Origin of the sequence: Cellulomonas sp. NS3 (genome assembly GCF_024757985.1) — a bacterium.
Taxonomy (GTDB): Bacteria; Actinomycetota; Actinomycetes; order Actinomycetales; family Cellulomonadaceae; genus Cellulomonas_A.
Genome location: NZ_CP103289.1, coordinates 476,876 through 497,527, shown reverse-complemented (window position 1 = coordinate 497,527; position 20,652 = coordinate 476,876). Strand labels below are relative to the sequence as shown.

The 20,652-nt window shown below is 73.0% G+C and carries 15 protein-coding genes and 1 riboswitch; of the genes, 4 read left to right on the top strand and 11 right to left on the bottom strand.

Annotated elements, in window-relative coordinates:
* Nucleotides 1–140: 140 nt before the first annotated feature.
* Nucleotides 141–1,625 (top strand): endo-1,4-beta-xylanase, encoded by a 1,485-nt coding sequence (locus tag NXY84_RS02275; protein WP_258725559.1) that lies wholly within the window; start codon nucleotides 141–143, stop codon nucleotides 1,623–1,625.
* Between the two features lie 93 nt (nucleotides 1,626–1,718).
* The gene (locus tag NXY84_RS02270; RefSeq protein WP_258725558.1) at nucleotides 1,719–3,263 is read left to right on the top strand and encodes a non-reducing end alpha-L-arabinofuranosidase family hydrolase; all 1,545 of its coding nucleotides are present in this window, start codon (nucleotides 1,719–1,721) and stop codon (nucleotides 3,261–3,263) included.
* A 175-nt stretch (nucleotides 3,264–3,438) separates the two neighbouring features.
* On the opposite strand, the gene NXY84_RS02265 is transcribed toward NXY84_RS02270, so the two are convergent.
* From NXY84_RS02265 to NXY84_RS02245, 5 genes are all read right to left on the bottom strand, one after another.
* Nucleotides 3,439–5,772, bottom strand: a complete 2,334-nt coding sequence (locus tag NXY84_RS02265; RefSeq protein WP_258725557.1) for a beta-glucosidase family protein — start codon at nucleotides 5,770–5,772, stop codon at nucleotides 3,439–3,441.
* A gap of 49 nt (nucleotides 5,773–5,821) precedes the next feature.
* Nucleotides 5,822–8,515 carry an alpha-L-rhamnosidase gene (locus NXY84_RS02260; RefSeq protein ID WP_258725556.1) on the bottom strand — a complete coding sequence of 898 codons (2,694 nt, stop codon included), beginning with the start codon at nucleotides 8,513–8,515 and terminating at the stop codon, nucleotides 5,822–5,824.
* Entirely contained in the window at nucleotides 8,515–9,411 is an 897-nt protein-coding gene (locus tag NXY84_RS02255) for a carbohydrate ABC transporter permease (protein ID WP_258725555.1), read from the bottom strand. Before NXY84_RS02255 ends, NXY84_RS02260 begins: the two co-directional genes overlap by 1 nt.
* Before the next feature lies 1 nt (nucleotide 9,412).
* On the bottom strand, nucleotides 9,413–10,297 hold the full coding sequence (locus NXY84_RS02250; protein ID WP_258725554.1) for a carbohydrate ABC transporter permease: 885 nt from the start codon (nucleotides 10,295–10,297) through the stop codon (nucleotides 9,413–9,415).
* Nucleotides 10,298–10,382: 85 nt separating this feature from the next.
* A complete protein-coding gene (locus NXY84_RS02245; protein WP_258725553.1) occupies nucleotides 10,383–11,687 on the bottom strand; it encodes an ABC transporter substrate-binding protein in 1,305 nt (434 codons plus the stop codon).
* Nucleotides 11,688–11,893: 206 nt separating this feature from the next.
* Between NXY84_RS02245 and NXY84_RS02240 the strand changes: the two genes are divergently transcribed.
* Together NXY84_RS02240 and NXY84_RS02235 are read left to right on the top strand one after the other, a co-directional pair.
* Nucleotides 11,894–13,012: a LacI family DNA-binding transcriptional regulator gene (locus tag NXY84_RS02240; protein ID WP_258725552.1), complete on the top strand. Its 1,119-nt coding sequence runs from the start codon at nucleotides 11,894–11,896 to the stop codon at nucleotides 13,010–13,012.
* Between the two features lie 4 nt (nucleotides 13,013–13,016).
* A complete protein-coding gene (locus NXY84_RS02235; protein WP_258725551.1) occupies nucleotides 13,017–15,323 on the top strand; it encodes a (Fe-S)-binding protein in 2,307 nt (768 codons plus the stop codon).
* Nucleotides 15,324–15,352: 29 nt separating this feature from the next.
* On the opposite strand, the gene NXY84_RS02230 is transcribed toward NXY84_RS02235, so the two are convergent.
* The 6 genes from NXY84_RS02230 to NXY84_RS02205 form a co-directional block, all read right to left on the bottom strand.
* A complete protein-coding gene (locus NXY84_RS02230) occupies nucleotides 15,353–15,742 on the bottom strand; it encodes a type II toxin-antitoxin system death-on-curing family toxin (protein WP_258725550.1) in 390 nt (129 codons plus the stop codon).
* Complete coding sequence (locus tag NXY84_RS02225) at nucleotides 15,739–15,933, bottom strand: ribbon-helix-helix domain-containing protein (RefSeq protein ID WP_258725549.1); 195 nt, start codon at nucleotides 15,931–15,933, stop codon at nucleotides 15,739–15,741. Before NXY84_RS02225 ends, NXY84_RS02230 begins: the two co-directional genes overlap by 4 nt.
* Nucleotides 15,934–16,024: 91 nt before the next feature.
* The gene (locus NXY84_RS02220; RefSeq protein WP_258725548.1) at nucleotides 16,025–16,978 is read right to left on the bottom strand and encodes an SRPBCC family protein; all 954 of its coding nucleotides are present in this window, start codon (nucleotides 16,976–16,978) and stop codon (nucleotides 16,025–16,027) included.
* Nucleotides 16,979–17,216: 238 nt separating this feature from the next.
* Nucleotides 17,217–17,603, bottom strand: a complete 387-nt coding sequence (locus NXY84_RS02215) for a VOC family protein (RefSeq protein ID WP_258725547.1) — start codon at nucleotides 17,601–17,603, stop codon at nucleotides 17,217–17,219.
* A 277-nt stretch (nucleotides 17,604–17,880) separates the two neighbouring features.
* A complete protein-coding gene (locus tag NXY84_RS02210; RefSeq protein ID WP_258725546.1) occupies nucleotides 17,881–18,264 on the bottom strand; it encodes an HNH endonuclease in 384 nt (127 codons plus the stop codon).
* Nucleotides 18,265–18,508: 244 nt separating this feature from the next.
* Nucleotides 18,509–19,990: a glycoside hydrolase family 26 protein gene (locus NXY84_RS02205; RefSeq protein WP_258725545.1), complete on the bottom strand. Its 1,482-nt coding sequence runs from the start codon at nucleotides 19,988–19,990 to the stop codon at nucleotides 18,509–18,511.
* A gap of 572 nt (nucleotides 19,991–20,562) precedes the next feature.
* A riboswitch (cyclic di-GMP riboswitch) is annotated at nucleotides 20,563–20,637 on the top strand.
* Nucleotides 20,638–20,652: the final 15 nt, after the last annotated feature.

Genomic DNA, 20,652 nt, shown 5'->3' with positions numbered 1-20,652 from the left:
GCCGATCCCGTGCCAATGTGAGCGCGAACATTCGCACGGTCCCCGCTTCCGCACCGGCGTTTCTACACCGATGGAGAGTTGCCTGCGGTGACGGCGGCGCCGCTGCCGACGACGACGGCGGCCCTCAGAGAGAGGTACGCATGAACACGACTTCACGACGCGCCCGGCACGCGCTGGTCGCCGCCGGACTGACCGTCGCCACGGCGGTCGCCGGACTGGTGGTCGCCGCCCCCGCGCAGTCGGCAGCGAGCACCCTCGGCGCCGCTGCCGCGCAGAGCGGACGCTACTTCGGCACCGCGATCGCCGCGGGCCGCATGAGCGACTCGACCTACATCGGCATCGCCAACCGTGAGTTCACCATGATCACGGCCGAGAACGACATGAAGATGGACGCGACCGAGCCGTCGCAGAACCGCTTCAGCTACACCAACGGCGACCGGATCGTGTTCTGGGCCCGCGCCCACGGCAAGCAGGTCCGCGGCCACACCCTCGCGTGGCACGCCCAGCAGCCCGGCTGGATGCAGAACATGTCCGGCAGCGCCCTGCGCAACGCGCTGATCAACCACGTGACCCAGGTCGTCACGCACTACCGCGGCCAGATCCACACCTGGGACGTCGTCAACGAGGCGTTCGCCGACGACGGCCGCGGCAGCCGCCGCGACTCCAACCTGCAGCGCACCGGCAACGACTGGATCGAGGCGGCGTTCCGCGCCGCCCGCGCCGCCGACCCGGGCGCCAAGCTCTGCTACAACGACTACAACACCGACGGCATCAACGCGAAGTCGACGGGCATCTACACCATGGTCCGCGACTTCAAGGCGCGCGGCGTCCCGATCGACTGCGTCGGCTTCCAGGCGCACCTCGGCACCACGATGCCGGGCGACTTCCAGGCCAACCTCCAGCGCTTCTCCGACCTCGGCGTCGACGTCCAGATCACCGAGCTCGACATCCAGCAGGGCTCGAACCAGGCCAACGCGTACGCGCAGGTCACGCGGGCGTGCCTCGCGGTCGCCCGCTGCACCGGCATCACCGTGTGGGGCGTGCGCGACACCGACTCGTGGCGCACCGGCACCAACCCGCTGCTGTTCGACGGGGCGGGCAACAAGAAGGCCGCCTACACCTCGACGTTGAACGCGCTCAACGCGGGGAGCACCACGCCGCCGCCCACGACCGCTCCCCCGACGGACGGCACCATCGACACCAACGCGTCGTACGTCCTGGTCAACCGCGGCAGCGGCAAGGCGCTCGACGTCTACAACCTCTCGACCGCGGACGGCGCGCGCATCACGCAGTGGAGCCGGAACGACGGCCTGCAGCAGCAGTGGCAGTTCGTCGACGCCGGCAACGGCTACTACCGGCTCAAGTCGCGCCTCTCGGGCAAGGTCCTGGACGTCTACAACTTCTCGACCGCCGACGGCGGCGCGATCGTCCAGTACACCGACCGCAACCAGACCAACCAGCAGTTCCGGGTCACGTCGTCGGGCGGCTACCTGACGATCGTCAACCGCAACTCCGGCAAGGCCGTCGAGGTGCAGGGCGGCTCGACGGCCGACGGCGGCAACGTCGTCCAGTACACGAGCTGGGGCGGGGCGAACCAGCAGTGGCAGCTCGTCCGGGTCGGCTGACCTGACGCACCGCGGTCCCGGCCGGACGCACCCGTCCGGCCGGGACCGCACCCCTCGAAGCACCCACCCCTCCCAGGCTCGAAGGAGAGCAGCATGAGGCGAACAACCCACGCCGGGGCGACCAGCCCCGGACGGACGACCGGACGACGCTGGGCCGCCGCGGTCGCGGCGCTCGCGACGGCCGCGTCGACGGCGGTGCTGGCGGTGGCGACCGCACCTGCGGCGTCGGCCGTGACGGTCGACACGAACGCGTCCTACGTCCTGGTGAACCGCGGCAGCGGCAAGGCGCTCGACGTGTACAACCTCGCGACGAACGACGGCGCCCGGATCACGCAGTGGACCCGGAACGACGGCGCCCAGCAGCAGTGGCAGTTCGTCGACGCCGGCGACGGCTACTACCGCATCAAGTCGCGCCTGTCCGGCAAGGTCCTCGACGTCTACAGCTTCTCGACCGCCGACGGCGGCGCCATCGTCCAGTACACCGACCGCAACCAGAGCAACCAGCAGTTCCGGCTGCAGGACTCGACCGGCGGCTCGATCACGCTGATCAACCGCAACTCGAACAAGGCGGTCGAGGTGCAGGGCGCCTCGACGGCCGACGGCGCGAACGTCGTCCAGTACGCGAGCTGGGGCGGTGCGAACCAGCAGTGGCTGCTCGTGCCGGTCGGCGGGGCCAACCCGAACCCGAACCCCACGCCGACGACCACGACGCCGGCGCCGAACCCGGGCACCTGCAACCTCCCCTCGTCCTACCGCTGGTCCTCGACGGGCTCGCTCGCGACCCCGCGCTCCGGCTGGGCCTCGCTCAAGGACTTCACGGTCGCGCCCTACAACGGCAAGCAGCTCGTGTACGCCACGACGCACGACAACGGCGAGTCGTGGGGCTCGATGAACTTCGGGCTGTTCACCAGCTACTCCGAGATGGCGTCGGCGAGCCAGAACTCGATGCCGTTCACCGCGGTCGCGCCGTCGCTGTTCTACTTCGCGCCCAAGAACATCTGGGTCATGGCCTACCAGTGGGGCGGCCTGGCGTTCTCCTACCGGACCTCGACCGACCCGTCGAACCCGAACAGCTGGGGTCCGCACCAGACGCTGTTCACGGGCAGCATCACCGGCTCCGGCACCGGCCCGATCGACCAGACGCTCATCGCCGACGACCAGAACATGTACCTGTTCTTCGCCGGCGACAACGGCAGGATCTACCGGGCGAGCATGCCGATCGGGAACTTCCCGGGCAGCTTCGGGTCCAGCTACACGACGATCATGAGCGACACCACGAACAACCTGTTCGAGGCGCCGCAGGTCTACAAGCTCCAGGGCCAGAACCGGTACCTGATGATCGTCGAGGCCATCGGCTCGCAGGGCCGCTACTTCCGGTCCTTCACCGCCACGAGCCTGGGCGGCACGTGGACGCCGCAGGCCGCCACGGAGAGCAACCCGTTCGCGGGCAAGGCCAACAGCGGCGCGACGTGGACCAACGACATCAGCCACGGCGAGCTGCTGCGGACCAGCGCGGACCAGACCATGACGGTCGACCCGTGCAACCTCCGGCTGCTCTACCAGGGCCGCTCCCCGAGCTCGGGCGGCGACTACGGCCGGCTGCCGTACCGGCCGGGCCTGCTGACGCTGCAGCGGTAGCCCTCGACCGGCCAGGGCAGCGGCAGCGGCTGCGACTCCCCGCTGCTGCCCTGGCCGGTGGCTGCGCCCGGCACGACCGTCCGGCCCCTCTCGACCAGCACCGTGCCCCTCGCCCACGGACGGGCGGGGGCACGGTGCTGCTCTCCGAGCGGGGCGCGACGCGCCGCCGGCCGGTTCAGGACCGGCGGACCTGCACGGTCCCCGACAGCACGGTGCCGGACGACCCGCCCACCGAGACCGTGTGCTCCCCCGGCGTCGTGACCCAGCGGTCGCGGTCGACGTCCCAGACCTCGAGCAGGTGGAGCTCGGCGAGGTCGCGCCGCGTGAGCGTGACGGTGACGCGCCGGGACTGCCCCGGCTCGAGGGTCACGGCCTGCCACCCGACGAGGCGCGTGCCCGGCTCGTCCGCGCTCTCGGGCAGCCCCGCGTAGACCTGCGCCGTCTCGGTCGCCGCGCGCTCCCCGGTGTTGGTCACCCGGAACGAGACCCGCACGTCTCCGCGACCCGTCGACGTGCGCGGCGTGATGCGGAGGTCGACGTAGTCGAACGTCGTGTAGGTGAGCCCGTGGCCGAACGGGAACAGCGGCTCGATGCCCTGCTCCTGGTACCAGCGGTACCCGACCTGCAGGCCCTCCGTGTAGCGGACCTGCCGGATCTCGGTCGAGCCGGGAGCCCGGGTGGTCGACCCGTCCGCGAACACCCCGGGGTACTGCTCGGGCGTGCGCGTGGGGGTGTCGGCGAGCGACGCGGGGAACGTCATCGGCAGCTTGCCCGACGGCGCGACGTCACCGAAGAGCAGCCGCGCCAGCGCCGGGCCGACCTGCTCGCCGCCGTACCAGGTCTCGAGCACCGCCCCGACGTCGCCGAGCCACGGCATCTCGACCGCCGAGCCGGTCTGCAGCACGACCACGGTGTCCGGGTTGGCCGCCGCGACCGCCTCGATCAGCGCGTCGCCGCCGCCCTGGAGCCGCAGGTCGGGCAGGTCGTCGAACTCGCCCATCCTCTGGTAGCCGAGGACGACGGCCACGTCCGCCGACGCCGCGAGCGCCGCGGCCGCGACCGGGTCGTCCCCGGCGTCGACCACGACGTCCATCCCGGCCTGCGCGGCCCGCTCCCGGATCGCGACCTCGGGCGTCACGAGGTCCTCGCAGTCGAGCGTGCCCGCGCCGTTGAATCGCCACGCCATCGCGCACACGGTCGCGGCGCTGACCCCGTCCTCGTCCGGCGTCGCGGAGGCCGTCGGGCCGAGGAGCGCGACGGTCCCGCCGGGACGGGCGTCCAGCGGCAGCACGCCGTCGTTCGCGAGCAGCACGCTGCCCCGCTCGGCGAGGGTGCGCGCGAGCTCCTTGTGGGCCGGCGTCGACGCGTCCGCGACCCGCTCTGCAGGCAGCGGGCGGTCGAACAGACCGCCGCGGACATACGCCCGCACGACCCGGGCCGCCGCGGCGTCGACCTGCGCGAGCGTGATCTCCCCCGCCGCCAGGGCGGCGTCGAGACGCTCGGGCGTGAACCAGACCGGCCGGTTGAGCTCCTGGTCCAGGCCGTTGACCAGCGACGGCGCGGTCGAGTGCACGGCGCGGAAGTCCGAGACGACGTACCCGTCGAAGCCCAGGTCGCCCTTGAGGACGTCCCGCAGGAGCGGGTTCTCGCACGCGTGCGTGCCGTTGACCTGGTTGTACGAGCACATGACGCTCGCGGGGTCGCTGCGGCGCAGCGCGATCTCGAACGGCAGGTCGTACACCTGCCGGAGGGTCCGCTCGTCGACCTCCGAGGAGCTCTGCGCGCGGTCGAGCTCCTGCTCGTTGGCGACGTAGTGCTTGAGGTCCGCGAGCACCGGCTTCACCGGGTCGCCCTGGATGCCCTCGACCGTCGCGGCGGTGAGCAGCCCGGTGAGGAGCGGGTCCTCGCCGAAGTACTCGGGGGTGCGCCCCGACAGCGGCGTGCGGCCCGACGCGAGCCCCGGACCGAGCACGACGTTCTTGCCGGTGTCGAACGCCTCGTCGGCCTGGGCGTGGCCCTTGGTGCCCGCGAGCGCCGTGTCCCACGTGGACGCGACGGCGATCGGCGCCGGGAACGCGGTGACGCCCGGGGTGAAGCGCACGCCGTCCGGGCCGTCGGTGTAGACGACCGTCGGGGTGCACGGCACCTGCGCGGGGTACGTCACGCCCTCGAACGTCGTCCGCTGGGGGTCGTTGGCCGGCTGCTCGACGAGCCAGCGGTACTTCTGGTGCAGGGTGCTCGCGTCGAGCAGCAGGCGGGTGCGCTGCTCGGGCGTGCGCCGCGTGTCCATCCACGGGCACGCGGCCGGCACGGAGGGGTGCGGCGGACGACCGCGGCGGGCGTCGTCGGGCTGGGCCCCCGCGACGACGGCGGTCGGCAGGAGCAGGGCGGCGGCGAGGAGCGCGGCCGCACCGACGCGCCGGAGCCGGCGGGCGGTCGGCCGGGCGGCGGTCCGGGGGGCGGTCCGGCGCTGCGGCCGGGGATCGGTCCGGTGGGCGGGACTGGTCATGGGAACCCTCTCGACTGGGCCGCGTCGTTGCGGCCTCGGGTGTGGTGGGTCAGACCGTCGGTGACGGCGAGAGCGCGGCAACCTCCTCCGGGTCGGCGGCGCGCGGGGCGCCGAGCTGCGGGGCGACGAGCTCGTACCGACCGTGCTCGACGTGGTGCTCGCGACCGCCGAGGACGACGGTGCACCGCGCGCCGACGGGGACCTCGACGGTGAGCCGGACGTCCTCGCCGTCGAGCTCCCAGCGCACGCCCGCGCGGCCGTACGGCGTCTCGAGCGACGTCTCCGCCCACCCGACGCAGGGGTCGACGTGCGGGGCGACGCGCAGCGTGCGGCCGCCGTCGGCGAGGGCGTCGAGCCCGGCGAGGCCGGTGTGCAGCCAGTCGGCCACCGAGCCGAGCGCGTAGTGGTTGAACGACGTCATGTCGCCGGGGTTGACCGTCCCGTCGGGGAGCATCGAGTCCCAGCGCTCCCAGGTCGTCGTCGCCCCGCGCGCCACCATGTACAGCCAGGACGGGCAGCCGTCCTGGAGCAGCAGCTCGTACGCGGTCGCGGCGTGGCCGTGGTCCGCGAGCGCGTGCAGCACGACGGGGGTGCCCGCGAAGCCGGTGGTGACGTGGTGACCGGCGTCGGCGACGATCCGGGCGAGCCGGGACGCCGCAGGTGCGCGGTCGGCCTCGGCGAGCAGGTCGAAGCGCAGCGCGAGCGCGTACGCCGTCGCGGTGTCGCTCGTGAGCGCCGCCCCGGCACGGACGTACCGCGCCCGGAAGGCGGCCCGGACCTCGTCGGACAGCCGGTCGTACGCCTGCGCGTCGTCCGCGCGCCCGAGCGTCCCGGCGATCCGGGCCAGGAGCCGCGACGAGTGCGCGAGGTACGCCGTCGCGACGAGCGTCGGGTCGGTCAGCGCCGCCGCGGGGTCGTCGGGCGGTGCGGCCGGGTCGAGCCAGTCCCCGAGCTGGTACCCGGTGTCCCACACCCGGGACGGCCCGGCGAGGCGCGCCACGAGGTCGACCCACGCGCGCGCGGACGGGTACTGGCGGGCCAGGACGTCACGGTCGCCGTACCGCTCGTGCAGCACCCACGGCACGATCACGGCGGCGTCGCCCCACACCGCACCGGGACGGGGCGGCGACCACTGCGGGTTGCCGTAGATCGTCGGCACGTACCAGGGCACGGTGCCGTCGGGGAGCTGCTCGTGCGCGAGGTCCCGCAACCACGACGAGAGCAGGCCCGCGCAGTCGAACAGCGCGGTCGCGGTCGGCGCGAACACCTGGATGTCCCCGGTCCAGCCGAGGCGCTCGTCGCGCTGCGGGCAGTCGGTCGGCAGCGACACGAAGTTCCCGCGCGTGCTCCACACGACGTTCTCGTGCAGCCGCTCGAGCCCGGGGTGCCCGCACGCGAACGTGCCCGTCCGGCGCATGTCGGTGTGCAGGACGCGGGCGACCACGTCCGCCGCGTCGAGCTCGCCGGGCCACCCCTCGACCTCCGCGTACCGGAAGCCGTGCACGGTGAAGCGCGGCTCCCACTCCTCGACCCCGTGGCCCGCGAGCACGTACTCGTCGACCGAGGGGGCGCCGCGCAGCGGGCGGGTGCACAGCCGGCCGTGCTCGAGCACCTCGGCGTGCCGCAGCCGCACCCGCGTCCCGCGCGCGCCCTCGACGCGCAGCCGCAGCCGCCCGACGAGGTTCTGGCCGAAGTCGAGCAGCCACGTCCCGCGCCCGGTCCGCGTGACCGCGACGGGGGCGACCTCCTGCGTGCAGCGCACCGGCGGCCCGTCGGGCGCGACGAGCGTCGCCGGGTCGCGGTCCACGACGTCGACGGGCTGCCACCCGCTGTCGTCGAACCCCGGGAGCGACCAGCCCCCCGGGGTCTCGCGGGCGTCGTGGACCTCGCCCTCGTACAGGCCGGCCGACAGCACCGGGCCGAGGCCCGCGCGCCAGCCCGGGCCGGTGGCGACGGTCGTGCGCGTGCCGTCGGTGTGCTCGACCTCGAGCTGCGCGACGAGCGCGAGCCGGTCGCCGTAGATGTCGCGCGTCCCGCCGTCGAACCCGAGCCGGCCGCGGTACCAGCCGTCCCCGAGCCACGCGCCGAGGGCGTTGCGGCCGGGGCGCAGGTGCGCGGTGACGTCGTGCGTCGCGTAGACGAGCCGGTGCGGGTACACCGTCCAGCCGGGTGCGAGCTCGTCGTCGCCGATCCGCACGCCGTTGAGCTCGGCCTGCACGAGCCCGTGCGCGGTGAGGTACAGCCGCGCGCGCCGCACGGGCCGGTCGACGACGAGCTCGGTCCGCAGCAGCGGGGGCCGGCGCAGGTCCGCGTCGGGGACCGGTCCGGACGGCGTGACCGCCACCGCGACCCAGTCCGACGCCGCGAGCAGGCCGGCCTCGACGGCCCCGGGGGCGGACCAGCCGCTCACCCAGCCGTCCGCCCCGCGCACGCGCACCCGGACCGTCGCCTCCTCACGGGAGGCGAGGGGCTCGCCCGGCCACGGCACGAGGACCTGCTCCGCGGACCCGACCCAGCCGGTGCTGAGCCGTCCGCCGGAGCGCTCGGCGCTCAGCTCGTACGCGGCCTGGCGCCAGCCGGCCGGGGCGGCGGGGACCGTCCACGACACGCGCGGGGTCGCCGAGCCGATCCCCCGCGCGTCGACGTGGTGCTCGAACCGCGGGGCGGTCGGCCGCACCGTCTCGTCCGCGCGCGCGACCCGGCGGACGGTCGCCGGGGCGGCCGTGTGCTCGTCCGGTGCCATCAGCCCTTGACCGCCCCGGCCGCCATGCCGCGCATCACGCGCTGGTTGAGGAACAGGTACAGCACCAGGACGAGGACCACGTTGATGCAGATCGCCGCGAACGTCGGGCCGTAGTCGACGACCCCGAACTGCCCGGTGAAGTTGAGCAGCCCGACCTGCACGGTCCGCAGGTCGTCCTGCGTCGTGAACGTGAGCGCGATGAGCAGGTCGTTCCACAGGAAGAAGAACTGGACGAGCGCGATCGTGAACACCGCGCCGCGCATCATCGGGAACCCGATCGACCAGAACGAGCGCACGGCGGACGCGCCGTCGAGCGTCGCCGCCTCGAACACCTCGCGCGGGATCGACCGGAAGTACGTCGCCATCATGAACACCGTGAGCGGGAGCCCGATCGCGGTGTACGTGAGGATCAGCGGCCACAGGCTGTCCGTGAGCCGGAGCTGGAAGTACACGGTGAAGAGCGGCAGCAGGATCATCTGCCCGGGGATCATGATCCCCGCGAGGAAGATCATCAGGACCGAGGCCCGGCCCTTCCACACCATGACCTCGAGCGCGTACCCGGCGGCGGTCCCGAGCACGATCACCGCGGCGAGCGCGGGGAGGACGGCCAGGACGGAGTTCGTGAGGTAGCCCGCGGTCGACGACCAGGCCTGCGCGTAGTTGTCGACGTTCGCGAAGCTCTCGGGCAGCGCCCACGTCGGCTCGTTGAGGAACTCCTGCTGCGTCTTGAACGAGCCGAGGAACAGCCACAGCAGCGGGTAGACCATGACGACGAGCAGGAGCGTCACGAGGACGGCGAGCGGGACGCGGCGCAGGCGGCGGGCGAGCGACGGGCGGCCGGCGGCGCCCGGGGCGGAGGTGGGCGCCGCGGTGCGGGGGGTCAGGGTCGTGGTCATGTCAGCCTCGGGTCACGTCGCGGCGGTACGAGCGGAAGATCACGACGGTCACCAGCAGGCTGAGGACCGTGAGCGCGAGCGCGACGGTCGACCCGTAGCCGTAGTCGCCGTAGAAGAACGCGGTGCGGTACATGAGCAGGGTCAGCGGCGTCGTGCCGGCGCCCGGCCCGCCGCCGGTGAGCGCGTAGATCGAGTCGAAGACCTTGAGCGTCCCGTTGATCGAGAAGATCAGCGCCGAGACCAGCACCGGGAAGGACAGCGGCACGACGATCGAGCGCACGAGCTGCCACCCGGAGGCGCCGTCGAGGCGCGCGGACTCGATCAGCTCGTCCGGGATGTCGATGAGCCCCGCGTACAGCAGCACCGCGTAGAACCCCATCGAGCGCCACACGTCCATGAGCGCGATCACGACGAACGAGGTCCCCGCCGAGCCCAGCCAGTCGACCGGCTCGAGCCCGACCGCGAGGAGCGCGGCGTTGACGGGCCCGGTCTGCGGCGCGTACTCGAACAGCTTCTGGAAGAGCAGCGCGACTGCGACGGTCGGCAGCACGACGGGGAAGAAGACGAGCGTGCGGATCGCCGTCGACGAGCGCCGCAGCGCGAACACGTAGAGCAGCGAGAGCGCGTACCCGGCCACGACCTGCCCAACGGTCACGACGACCGCGTACCTGAGCGTGAACAGGAGGGCCTCGCGCGCCGCCGGGTCCGACACCAGCGTCGCGAAGTTCTCCCCGCCGGCGTACTCGAAGCCGGAGATGGCGTTGCCGCGGAACGCCGTGTACCCGAGGGACCACACCATCGGGACGAGCATGACGAGGGTGTAGACGAGCAGCGCCGGGGTCAGCAGCAGCGCGACGGCGCGCCGGTCCCCGAGGACCTGGTTCATGGTGGCTCCGTGGTGGTGGGTCCGGACGACGCCCCGCCGCCGTGAGCCGGCAGCCGGGCGCCGTCCGCAGGGGTGCGGCCGAGCGTCAGCCGAGGTCGGCCTGGACGAGGGTCATGAACTCCTCGCCGGAGAGCTGACCTGCTCCGAGCAGGCCGCCGTTCGTCTGGCTGGTCGTCGTGGCCGCCGCCGAGAAGTAGCCCTCGAACCACAGGACGGACTCGTCGACCGCCGCGATCTGGTCCTGGACGAGCTGGCTCAGCGCGGGCACCTCGACGTCCTCGCCGACGGTGAAGCCGGTGATCTGCCCGCTGTCGCGCAGCGCGACCGTGCCGTAGTTCTCCACGACGCACCGGACCCACGCCTGCGTCGCCTCGTCCTCGTAGCCCGCCGCGGACACCGAGACCGCGGTCCCGACGTTGGCCGGCATCTGGTCGGCCGACCCGGCGCCGCCCTCGACCTCGGGGAACGGCAGGAAGCCGATCGCGTCCTCGCCGATGAGGTTCTGCTCGGGGTCGTTGAACGCGGCGAGCGCCCACGAACCCATGTAGATGAACCCGGCGTCGCCCGCGAGGAACGTGTTCAGCGCCGTCGCGTAGTCGATCGACGTGGGCGACGGGCCGAAGTAGCCCTCGGCGCCGAGGTCGGAGACCGCCTGCGCCGCCGCGACGTACTCGGGGTCGGTCAGCTCGGCGTCCCCGTCGCGCACCGCCTGCAGGGCCTCGGGCCCGAGGTCGCGGAGCAGGTAGTTGCCGACCCACCGGGTGATGCCCCAGCCGTCGCCGCCGCTGCCCGCCTGCGAGACGGGCTGCACGCCGGCCGCCTGCAGGGTCGCGAACGCCTCCACCAGCTCGTCCCACGTGGTGGGGACCTCGATGCCGTTCTCCTCGAGGAGCTGCTCGTTGTACCAGAGCCCCTCGATGTTGAGCTCGGTGGGCAGGACGATCATCGTCCCGTCGTAGAGCTGCTCGACGACCGACCGGGCCGCGGGGACGATGCCGTCCGCGACGCCGAGCTCGTCGAGCGCCGTCCCGAGGTCGACGGTGCTGTCCGCCTCGAACAGCTCGGTGTTGAGCGCCGGGGCGTTGGCGCTCGTGAAGAGCTGCGGGAGCGAGTCCTGGCCCGCGAGGAGCTGGAGCTGCTGGTCGAGCGTCTCCTGCGACTGCTGGGTCACGGTGAGCGGCTGGGCCTCGTTCTCGGCGGCGCACTCGTCCTCGCTCAGCGCCGTGAGCGTCGCGGCGATCGTCTCGTTCTCGTTGAGCCCGAGGAACGTGAGCTCGTCGGCACCCGCTCCACCCGACCCTCCGGACGTCCCTCCACCGCCGCAGGCGGTGAGCACCAGCGCCAGCGCCCCGACGCCGGCGACGCTCGCCACCGCCCTCGGACGGCGCACCCGATCTACGTCCACAGTTCCTCCTTGAAGTGTGAAGCCGAGTCTTTGAAGCGCTTCAAAAAGTACGGCGGAGTCGGGCACGCGTCAATGGGCTTGTCCGAACCGTGACCTCGCGGCGTCCGCTGGGCGGTCCGCGCGCGGATGCCGACGACGCGCCCCGCTCGCCGTACCCTCGGAGCGCGACGGCGCACGACGAAGGAGGCCTCGTGGCACAGGACGATGCGAGGGCGGCGCGGGACCGCCCCGCCATGGAGGACGTCGCCGCGCTCGCCGGCGTCTCGCTCGGCACCGTGTCCAACGTCCTCAACCACCCGTACCGGGTCACGGCCCGGACCCGCGAGCGCGTGCAGCGGGCGATCGCCGAGCTCAACTACGTGCCGAACGGGCTCGCCCGCTCCCTCGCCGCCGGGCACACCAACACGATCGGCCTGATCGTCTCCGACCTGTCGAACTCGCTGTTCATCGACATCGCGCGCGGCGCGGAGACCGCCGCCGAGGAGGGTCGCATGAGCCTGCTCCTCGCGAACACCGACTCGCGCGTCGAGCGCGAGGCCGGCTACCTCGCGCTGTTCGCCCAGCACCAGCTCACCGGGGTGCTCATGACCCTCAACGACGCGGCGCACTTCGACGCCGTCACGCGGATCGCGCCGGCGTCCCCTCCGCTCGTGCTGCTCAACTTCACCGACCCGCAGCACCGCCACTGCAGCGTCGACGTCGACAACGAGCTCGGCGGCTACCTCGCCGCCCAGCACCTGATCGAGATCGGCCGGCGGCGGCTCGTGCTCGTCTCGGGACCGCCCGAGCTCAAGCCCGTCGCCGACCGCGGCCGCGGCTTCTTCCGGGCCGTCGCCGAGCACCCCGAGGTGACCGCGCGCGAGGTCACGCCGCGCTGGATCAACCGGGCCGACGGCTGGCGCACCGGCACCCAGCTCGCCCCCCAGGTCGCCAAGGGCGAGGTCGACGGCATCTTCGCCGCGTCCGACCTGCTCGCCGCCGGGATCCTGCAGGCGCTCGCGACGACTCCGGGAGTCGTGGTCCCGCGCGACGTGGCCGTCGTCGGCTACGACAACAACCAGGCCGCCTGGGACAGCCCGATCCCCCTCACGACCATCGCCCAGCCCGGTCACGAGGTGGGCCGCCTCGGCGCGCGGCTCGTGCGCGAGGAGAGCTCGGCGCGCGGGACCCACACCCACCAGGCGATCGTGTTGGCGCCGGCGCTCGTCGTCCGGAGCAGCACCGTCGAGTCGCCGCCCCGCGCCGAGCGGCCCGCCGGGCAGCCGGCGCGGGACGTCCCCCGACGCGCGCCCCGGGACGGGCTAGCGTGACCGCGTGGACGCCCTCCAGCTGACCTGCCTCGTGCTCGTGGTCCTCGCGACCGTCGTCGGTGTCGCGGTCTTCGCCCGCGGGCTCGCGGCGATCGTCCGGACGGTGCGCGTCGGCGGCCCGACGCCGACGGACCGGCTGCGCCCCGTCGGCCCCCGCGTCGGCCTCGTGCTGCGCGAGATGGTCGGCCACGGGCGGTTCCAGCACACGCCCGTCGTCAAGGTCGCGCACTGGGCCGTGATGGTGTCGTTCCCGGTGCTGTTCTTCACGCTCGCGACCGGGTACGGCCAGGTCGTCGACCCGCGCTTCGCGCTCCCGCTCCTCGGGCACCTCGCGCCCTGGGAGTGGCTGACCGAGGTCATCGCGTGGGCGTCGCTGCTCGGGATCCTCGCGCTGATCGCGCGGCGCATCCGGATCCAGCCGAAGAAGCGCCAGTCCGAGGAGGAGCAGCGTCGCTCGCCGTTCTCCCGGTCGAACGCGCCCGCCGCGCACTTCGTCGAGGCGACCGTGCTGCTCGTCGTGCTCGCGGTGCTCGTGCTGCGCGGGCTGGAGTACGCGCTCGCGGCGCAGGAGGCCCTGCCGATCGCGTCGCCGCTGCACTTCCCGCTGACCGCCTGGTACGGCTCGGCGTGGGCCGGGGCGTCGACGGCGACGCTGGAGGCGGCGGTCGTGGTCGCGGCGACGGTGAAGATCCTCGTGTCGATGTCGTGGTTCGTCGTCGTCGGCCTGCAGCCCACGATGGGCGTCGCGTGGCACCGGTTCCTCGCGGTGCTCAACATCTACGCGCGCCGCGACCTGACCGGCGCGCCCGCGCTGGGCCCGCTCCAGCCGATGACCGTCAACGGCGAGCCCGTCGACCTCGCCGCGCTCGAGGACCTGCCCGACGACGCGCGGCTCGGGGTCGGTGCCATCGAGGACTTCACCTGGAAGGCCCTGCTCGACTTCTCGACGTGCACCGAGTGCGGCCGCTGCCAGGACCAGTGCCCGGCGTGGGCCACGGGCAAGCCGCTGTCCCCCAAGCTCGTGACGCTCGCGCTGCGCGACCACGCGTACGCGACCGCGCCGTACCTCCTCGCCGGCCCGGCAGGCGACGCCGCGCAGGGCGAGGGCTCGATCGCGTCGGACGGCCGCGCGGCCGACGCCCCGGTCGACACCACGCACGCCAACGTCGACCTCGTCGGCTCCGGCGTGATCGACCCCGACGTCCTGTGGGCGTGCACGACGTGCGGCGCGTGCGTCCAGCAGTGCCCCGTCGACATCGAGCACGTCGACGCCATCGTCGACATGCGCCGCTACCAGGTGCTCATGGAGTCGGCGTTCCCCAAGGAGCTCGGCGGCGCGTTCACCAAGCTCGAGCGCCAGGGCAACCCGTGGGGCCTGCCCGCACGCAACCGGTTCGCGTGGGCCAAGGACCTCACCTTCGACGTCCCGCAGGTCGGCGTCGACGTCGAGTCGGCGGCGGACGTCGACTACCTGTTCTGGGTCGGCTGCGCGGGCGCGTACGAGGACCGGGCGAAGAAGACGACCCGCGCGGTCGCCGAGCTGCTGGACGTCGCCGGGGTCACGTTCGCGGTGCTCGGCGACGGGGAGACCTGCACCGGCGACCCGGCCCGCCGCGCCGGCAACGAGATGCTGTTCCAGATGCTCGCGTCGCAGAACGTCGAGACCCTCAACGAGGTCGGCGCGCAGCGCATCGTCGTGACGTGCGCGCACTGCTTCAACACGATCTCGCGCGAGTACCCGCAGCTCGGTGGCCGCTACGAGGTGCTGCACCACACCGAGCTGCTGAACCGGCTCGTGGCGGACGGGAGGCTGACGCCGGTCGCGGCGCCGGGAGACACGACGGCCGAGGGCGCGTCGTCGGGCACCGGCACGCCGGCCCCGGCGCCGACGCAGCGCGTGACCTACCACGACCCCTGCTACCTGGGCCGGCACAACAAGGTCTACGCGCCGCCGCGCGAGCTGCTCGGCGCGCTCCCCGGAGTCGAGCTCGCTGAGATGCCCCGCAACCAGGAGCGCTCCTTCTGCTGCGGCGCGGGCGGCGCGCGCATGTGGATGGAGGAGAAGATCGGCACCCGCATCAACGTCGAGCGCGCGGGCGAGGCCATCGGGACGGGCGCGGACGTCGTCGCGACAGCCTGCCCGTTCTGCACGGTGATGCTGTCCGACGGGGTCGCGGCGCACGCGGCGTCGGCCGGCTCGGGGACCGGTGCTGTCGGGACCGACGGCGGGGCACCGGTATCGGTCGGCGTCCCCGAGGTCGTCGACATCGCGACGCTGCTGCTCGACCGGGTGCGCTCTCCCCGGTCGTAGCAGCCGGCCGGGGACCAGCCAGAGACGCTCTAGTCCGAGGTCGGCCGCCGCCAAGCGCGGAGGGCCTCGGCGACCACCGTCACGTCGTCGATGGCGCCGCTCGCGACCGCGAGCACGAGGTCGATCGCCTCGTCGTGCGGGGCCTCGACGAGGTACCCGTTGAGCTCGTAGAAGACGAGAGCAGAAACCCATCCCAACCGCTTGTTGCCGTCGACCAGCGCGTGATTGCCCACGATCGACAGGAGCAGGGCGGCGACCTTCTCGTCCAGGTCGGGGTAGGCGTCGTCACCGAACACGGTCGCACGCGGACGCGCGAGCGCAGACTCGAGCAGGCCGAAGTCACGGACCTCCGCGTCATGCCCGAGGATCGCGTTCCCGAACAGGATCAGGTCACGCAGCTCGAGGTAGACGAAGCTCACGCGAGCGCGTCGAGAATCGGCTTGTCGCGCTCCAGGACACGCGCGAGCGCCGCATCACGTCGCCGGTCCCGCTCGGAGGTGTAGCGCTCGATCGCCTCGACGATCACGGCGTGCTCGGAGCGCTGCTCACGCGCGGCGGTCTCCTTCACGCGCGCCTGCAGCTCAGGAGAGAGACGGAGAGTGGTCGCCATCCGACAATGATACCGAGTGCTACCACGCGCTGTCACCGGCGAGAGACCGCCGTGCGCCGACCCCAGGCCGGCGCACGGCTCCCGCGTCACGTCAGAGGCGCGCCCCATGGTCCCCCGGGGTGTCGTCGTGGACGACCAGCGGGTCGCCCTCGAGGCCGCTGCCGGGCGGCGGGGTCGGGTCCTCGACCTCCGGGTTCGCGTCGTCCGCGTCCAGAAGGACGTCGTCCGTCGCGGCCGGGGACTCGACCGGGTCCCAGGCGGGCGTCTCGGGGCCGGTCCACGTGGGCGTCTCGCCCTCGGTGCCGAGCGCGACCGGCGCGAATGCGGGCGGCTGCTGGTCGACGGCGGGCGACACGGGCTCGACGTCGGCGACCGTCGGGACGGAGTCGATGACCGGCACGTCCGCAGTCGTCGGCGCCGGCTCCGGCGGCAGCTCCGGGGAGCCGTCCTTCCGCGCGGCGGCGACGACACCGGCTGCCGCGGCGGCGACCCCGAGCCCGACAGCGGCGGCGACCTTGCCGGACACCCCCGCCTTGCCGGAGTCGCTCCCGGTCATCGCGGCGTCGGCGGTCGTCGGTCGCACGTCGACCCCCTCGTTGACGGACCCCCGCCACGCACCGGTCGCGTGGCCCTCGGACTCGATGAACTTCTTGAAGCGCTCGAGATCCCCCTCGGCCTGCTTCTCGACGATGTCGAGCTTGTCGCCGACCTTCTCGACGAGACCCTCGGGCTCGTACTCGAGGTGCAGGTGCACGTGCGTGCTCGTCTCGCTCGCAGGCTCGAACGTCACGGAGCCGGCGTTCGTCGCGCCCTCGGTCGCGGCCCACGCGACCTTGCGGTCGGGGACCTGCTCGAGGATCCGCGCCTCCCACTCGCGCCGGACCCCCGCGATCTCCGCGACCCACTGCAGGCGCTCGTCGGTGAGCTGGGTGATGGACTTGACCCCGCTCATGAAGTTCGGGAACTCCTCGAACTGCGTCCACTGGGCGTAGGCGACGCTGACCGGCACGTCCACCACGACCGACTTCTCCACGACCGTCGTCATGACTCTCCCTCCGTCGGCACGGACGAGGCGTCGACGCCTCGTGCTCGCGCTCCCCAGGATCGCCCCGCGCGCGGGTTCTCGCGCGCGGAGAGCCCGGCGCTGGCGGCACGGTCCGGTCGCGGCACGACGCGGTGCGGTGCGGTGCGGTGCGGCGCGGCACGGTGGCGGCACCGCCTGCGCCGCGGGCACTGCCCGGGCCGCGGGCACGGGCGGACGCCAGGACGGTGCGCCGCGGAGGTCAGGCGGAGCGTTCCGCCCGGTTGCGCAGGATGCAGAACTCGTTGCCCTCCGGGTCGGCGAGGACGACCCACCCGCCACCGTCGGGGCGGCGCAGGTCGGCGACCTGGCGGGCGCCGAGGCCGAGGAGCCGCGCGAGCTCGTCGTCCCGAGACCCCTCCGCGGGCTCGAGGTCGAGGTGGACCCGGTTCTTCACCACCTTGTCGTCGGGCACCTCCACGAACAGGAGCTTCTGCGTGCCGTCCGGCGACCAGATGCCGCACTCCTCGTGGCCGGGCTCATTGGGGTCCTCGGGATCGTCGTGGAAGCCGAGCACGTCGGCCCAGAACACGGACATGGCGTAGGCGTCCCGGCTGTCGACGGTGGTGTGCGAGATCACGGAGGTCATCGCGCCACCCTCGTCGCGCGGCGTCGAGGTGTCGAGCACTTACTTGACGCCCGGCCCTGCGGCGCCCCACCGCGGGACCCCCGGCGGCACGTCCTCGACGTGCGAGCGCAGCGGGCGCTGCCACCGGTCCGACGGGAGCTCGGGCCGCAGCGCAGCCAGCCCGGTGGCGTACGTCGAGATGCTGACGGGTCGGTGGCCGTGCGACCACAGCAGGCGGTCGGCCTCCGACGCGACGGACCCGGCCGTGGTCTCGACGATCGCGTACGGGGCACCGGGCTCAGCGGCGCCGGAGCCGGCGGCGCTGCGCCTCCGCGTACAGCCGGGCCCGGCGGTTGCCGCCCCGGCGCGCGATCGCGTCGAGCAGCGCGGTCAGCGAGCGGTCGACCGCCGCGACGTCCGAGGCCCAGCCGCGCCGCTCGCACTCCTCGAGCCACTCGACGGCCGACCGGTGCCCGCGCTCGGCGTTGCACCGCCGGCACGCCGCGACCTCGTTCTCGAGCCACGACGGCCCGCCCTTGGCGCGCGGCACGAGGTGCTCGCGGGTCGGCGCGACCAGCCCGGCGAACGGCCGGCCGCACCACACGCAACGGGCGCCGTCCCGGTCGAGCGCGAGCCGCAGGCGCTCGGCGGCGCCCGGCTGGTGGCGGCCCTCGACGCTCATGGGCCGACGGTACGTCGGGGCCCCGACCTCCGCAGGGTCTCGGGAGCATCGCCGGCCCACGGCACCCCGGCCCGTCCACGGCGCCCGGGCGGGCCGCCCGACGCCGCACCGACGGGTGCCTGCGGTCCGGAGCCGGCCACGACGACGGACCGCCCCGTCCGGCACGCGGTTCGCGTGCCGGACGGGGCGGTCCTGGGTCGTGCTCGTGCGCTCCTGCCGGTCGTGCCGGCGGGAGCGCACGGCGTCACTCGCGCAGCTTGCCGAACCCCGTGGCCGCCAGCCCCGCCTCGGCGGCGCGCAGCGACGGTGCGGACGAGTCGAGCCGCCAGTCGTTCGTCGTGCGCCCCTCGCCCTCGCCACCGGACGTCACGGCGAGGCTGAACCAGCCGAAGCCGTTGATGTCGGCGTTCTCGGGCCTGGCGAGACCCTCGAAGAGGCTGGTGATCCACTCGACCTTGTGGCCACCCTCCTCGGTCGCCCCGATCTCCGCGAGGAAGATCGGCCTGGTCGAGGACGCGGCACGCAGCAGCGGGAGCGTCTGGCCGTAGGTGTTGTCGAACGTCGGCTCCGGGTCGCCCGGGCGGTAGTAGCCCGACATGCCGATCCAGTCGACGTACTCGTCACCGGGGTAGAAGTTCACCGGGTCGGGCTGGCTCGGGATCTTGTTGACGCGGTTCGGGGCCCAGAGCCACGCGACGTACTGGTTCGCGCCCTCCTGCGTGAAGATGTCGTGCACGTGCCGCCACATCTGCACGTACTCGCCCTTCTTGTTCCCGTTGATGCTCTTGCCGTCCCACCCGCGGACCTCGGACCACGGGTACCAGGTCCCGTTCATCTCGTGGTTGAAGCGCAGGACGAGCGGGAGGCCGGTCGCGGCGATGTCGCGGGCGTACTTGCGCAGGTACTCGTCGTGCTGGCCGTTGATGATCGAGCCGAGCGAGTACTCGGGCGCCTCCGCAGAGATGGCACCGACCTGGCTCTGGCTCTCCCACGTGAGCAGCGGGATCTGGCCGCGGCTCCACGCCTGCTGGACGGCGTCCGGACGGAAGTCGGTGTCCCACGACTGGAAGTAGCCGCTGACGTCGGCGTCGCGGTTCACGGCCGCCTGCACGCCGTTGAACTCGCCGTAGTCGAACGGGCTCTGCGTCGTGTAGAGGCCGAAGAGCTGGCTCGCCGCGATGATGTCCGCCTTGGTCATCGACGCGGTGACCGGGGGCGCCTGGTGGCCCTTGGGGTTCTGCACCTTGTAGGTGAGCTCACCGAGCTGCTTCTTGAGGTCCGCGATCTGCGCGGTCGCGACCTTGGTCGCGGCGTTCTGGCGCTCGCGCGTGGCCTTGAGCGTGCCGTTGACGAGGTTCGCGGCGTCCTTCTGCTCCGCCGCCTCGGCCTCCGCGCGACCGAGCTCCTGCTGCGTCTGCACGAGCTTCGCCTCGAGCTCGGTGATCTGCTTCTTCAGGTCCTCCGCGCGGGCGAGCTGGACCGTGTCGCCGACCTGGGGCCGCGGCGCGCTGAGCTTCGCCTCCATCTCCTCGAGCTGGGAGCTGAGGTCGCGCGAGCGCGCCTGCTCGGTCTGGAGGGCCACCTCGGTCGCGCTCGGCCCGTTCCACACGTACTGGCCCTGCGGGGACAGCAGCGCAATGGCGCCGACGGCAAGAAGTGAGACGGTGATCACAGAAGCGAGCACGCGATGGCGGCGCGTGAACTTGAACGGATAGTCGGAAAACATCTGCGGGTGCCTCCACGGCGATGGTCTTCACGGCGCGCCCGGGTCGTGCGGTCCGGACTGCGTGCGGGTCGTGAGCACGTGTGCTCGTCGGGCGTGAGCGCAGACGCACGGATGTGCGGCCGTCGCGTTCGACATGGCGCGGAGCCCCTCCCGAGGCCCGGCCGTGCCGGAGCGCGACGTCCGTGTCGCGGTGCGTGTCCTGCTCCAGCACGGCGACAGACCGTGCTGACCTGCGACGATGGGTGAGAGACAGCGTCGCCGCGGGTTACCGGGACCGTGGGGGGACGTGTCCCCTGCCGTGTCGCCCTGCCCTGCGTGCGGCGGCGACCGCGCCAGACGGCCCAACCTCGGCGCCGGCCTGCGGCGCCGAACTCGGTTCCCCCCGGAAGCCCTGTGCGGTAGGTCCTCATGGTGCACAGGAATCACTCGAAAGAGCAAGAACCCTGCACGGAACACGGTCGTATATCCGAATTGCCCGGGTGCACGTGAGTCATCGCCGGCGCGCACACGCGTCCCCTTGGTCCGGTTTATGTGACTGGATTAACACGAACGGCGCACGTACGCTCGACGAGTCCACGAAAAGGCAAACCTGCCGCGAGGCAGGGACGCAAAGCCATGGGGCCCATGCGGTCCGCCAGGCTGCCGAACGACAGGGGATCCCC

Excerpts from the sequence above, each read along its gene's own strand:
- NXY84_RS02250 (WP_258725554.1), bottom strand. The coding sequence starts at position 10,297 with ATGAACCAGGTCCTCGGGGACCGGCGCGCCGTCGCGCTGCTGCTGACC.
- NXY84_RS02215 (WP_258725547.1), bottom strand. The coding sequence starts at position 17,603 with ATGACCTCCGTGATCTCGCACACCACCGTCGACAGCCGGGACGCCTAC.
- NXY84_RS02225 (WP_258725549.1), bottom strand. The coding sequence starts at position 15,933 with ATGGCGACCACTCTCCGTCTCTCTCCTGAGCTGCAGGCGCGCGTGAAG.
- NXY84_RS02270 (WP_258725558.1), top strand. The coding sequence starts at position 1,719 with ATGAGGCGAACAACCCACGCCGGGGCGACCAGCCCCGGACGGACGACC.
- NXY84_RS02220 (WP_258725548.1), bottom strand. The coding sequence starts at position 16,978 with ATGACGACGGTCGTGGAGAAGTCGGTCGTGGTGGACGTGCCGGTCAGC.
- NXY84_RS02265 (WP_258725557.1), bottom strand. The coding sequence starts at position 5,772 with ATGACCAGTCCCGCCCACCGGACCGATCCCCGGCCGCAGCGCCGGACC.
- NXY84_RS02275 (WP_258725559.1), top strand. The coding sequence starts at position 141 with ATGAACACGACTTCACGACGCGCCCGGCACGCGCTGGTCGCCGCCGGA.
- NXY84_RS02210 (WP_258725546.1), bottom strand. The coding sequence starts at position 18,264 with ATGAGCGTCGAGGGCCGCCACCAGCCGGGCGCCGCCGAGCGCCTGCGG.
- NXY84_RS02255 (WP_258725555.1), bottom strand. The coding sequence starts at position 9,411 with ATGACCACGACCCTGACCCCCCGCACCGCGGCGCCCACCTCCGCCCCG.
- NXY84_RS02260 (WP_258725556.1), bottom strand. The coding sequence starts at position 8,515 with ATGGCACCGGACGAGCACACGGCCGCCCCGGCGACCGTCCGCCGGGTC.
- NXY84_RS02205 (WP_258725545.1), bottom strand. The coding sequence starts at position 19,990 with ATGTTTTCCGACTATCCGTTCAAGTTCACGCGCCGCCATCGCGTGCTC.